3 protein-coding genes are annotated in these 1,661 nt (G+C 45.8%); all 3 read right to left on the bottom strand.

From position 1 onward, the window contains the following. Nucleotides 1-102: 102 nt before the first annotated feature. Nucleotides 103-372, bottom strand: coding sequence for a flagellar biosynthesis protein FliQ (fliQ, locus tag AB4Z33_RS30925; protein ID WP_337098863.1), 270 nt, complete (start codon nucleotides 370-372; stop codon nucleotides 103-105). 25 nt (nucleotides 373-397) lie between these two features. After that, on the bottom strand, nucleotides 398-1,153 hold the full coding sequence (gene fliP, locus AB4Z33_RS30920) for a flagellar type III secretion system pore protein FliP (RefSeq protein ID WP_442053572.1): 756 nt from the start codon (nucleotides 1,151-1,153) through the stop codon (nucleotides 398-400). Further along, the coding region (locus AB4Z33_RS30915) for a flagellar biosynthetic protein FliO (protein WP_442053571.1) at nucleotides 1,143-1,661 on the bottom strand (519 nt) is incomplete at its 5' end. The genes AB4Z33_RS30915 and fliP, both read right to left, overlap by 11 nt.

The following is a 1,661-nucleotide window of genomic DNA, read 5'->3' as shown; positions in this document are numbered from 1 at the left end:
GGGAAGAAAAGACCGGTGCGACAACGAAAAATGCCGTAATTCGACAAAAAATAAGCAAAAAAATAGGAAAGCCAGTTACGATCGCGTCCATTCATTCACAGCCTATCCGATGTACTTATGGAGATTATTCAGCAGATTGTAAGTGAAGTCGACGACCGTATTCAGTATCCATGGGCCAAAAATGATGATGGCTATAAAAACGGCTACAATTTTGGGCACAAATGCAAGCGTCTGTTCCTGAATCTGAGTTGTCGCTTGAAATATACTGACGATTAGGCCAACGACTAAAGCAAGAATGAGCATTGGCGCGCTGGCTTTCAACACCGTAAAGACGGCTTGTCCGGCTAGTCCGATAATGAAGTCAGCACTCATGTTCTTCTGGTCCTCCCTGCCTTTGTCATGTGTTGAAGCTTAACAGCAATGATTTGACTATTAAATACCAGCCGTCGACTAGAACGAACAATAGCAGTTTAAAGGGCAATGAAATCATAATCGGCGGTAGCATCATCATCCCCATCGCCATCAGCGTGCTTGAAACGATCATGTCGATGACTAGAAACGGTATGAATATCATGAAACCCATCTGGAACGCTGTCTTGAGCTCGCTTATCGCATAGGCTGGAACGAGAACGGTAATCGGAATATCCTTAAACGTTTCCGGCTTCTCAGCCTTCGTATAATTCATAAACAGCTGCAGGTCCTTCTCCCTCGTATGTTTGAACATAAACTCTTTCATAGGAATGGAAGCCTGCTCAAACGCTTCGGTTTGTGAAATTTCGCCTTTCATATACGGCTGCAATGCTACCTCATTCACTTGAGAGAACGTCGGTGCCATTATAAAGAAGGTTAGAAACATAGCAAGTCCGATAAGCACTTGGTTCGGCGGCATCATCTGCGTGCCGAGCGACGTTCTGACGAAACTGAGCACGATGACAATACGCGTGAAACTTGTCATCAACACCATAATAGCCGGAGCGATACTAAGAACCGTAATGAGCAGCAAAATGGATAATGCGCTCGTTGCCGGCTCCCCTGAACTGCTGTCTCCGATATTAATGGAGATGTCCGGTATAGGCTCAGCGAATGCTGGCGTGTAGAACAGCATAGCAAGCAGTTGTACAGCTACTATGGATATCCACCATTTATTTCTCATCGTCGATCAACCGTTCATTTGATTTAGTATCGTTAAGCAATGACTCTAGTTGTTGCTTGCGGTCCGACTGCTGAGTAAGCTTGCTTTGGAGCATGCTTTGGAATGATGTTGAACGATTCCATTGCTCATTGTCAGGTTGTTTATCTTTGTCCGTGTTAGATCCGCGCAGCTTGCTTGTGAACTGCTTCAAGGCGTTCTGAGGCCACAATTGCTCAGGCTGACGTTCTAACGACTCAATAATCGCTTTAATTTCCTCTGGATCGACAATCTTGTCCAGCAGCGTAATATTTTCGCCTATTCCGACAACATAGATGCGTCCGGCAATTTCAACGACTTGCATCGAATTGTTCTGTCCTAGCGCAATGCCGCCAAGCGAGCGCATCGAGCGATTCGTTCCCCATGACCGATTGCGCTGGGACAGCCATTTGATTACAAATACGATTAGTACGATAACAATGGCCAGCGACACAATTACCCATACGAAGCTGCCCGCAAGACTGTCCGATCC

The sequence above is a fragment of the Paenibacillus sp. 2TAB19 genome (genome assembly GCF_052115185.1).
Taxonomy (GTDB): Bacteria; Bacillota; Bacilli; order Paenibacillales; family Paenibacillaceae; genus Pristimantibacillus.
Note: the sequence above shows the minus strand (reverse complement) of the source record. Positions and strands in the feature narration are given on the sequence as shown.

Excerpts from the sequence above, each read along its gene's own strand:
- fliQ (WP_337098863.1), bottom strand. The coding sequence starts at position 372 with ATGAGTGCTGACTTCATTATCGGACTAGCCGGACAAGCCGTCTTTACG.
- fliP (WP_442053572.1), bottom strand. The coding sequence starts at position 1,153 with ATGAGAAATAAATGGTGGATATCCATAGTAGCTGTACAACTGCTTGCT.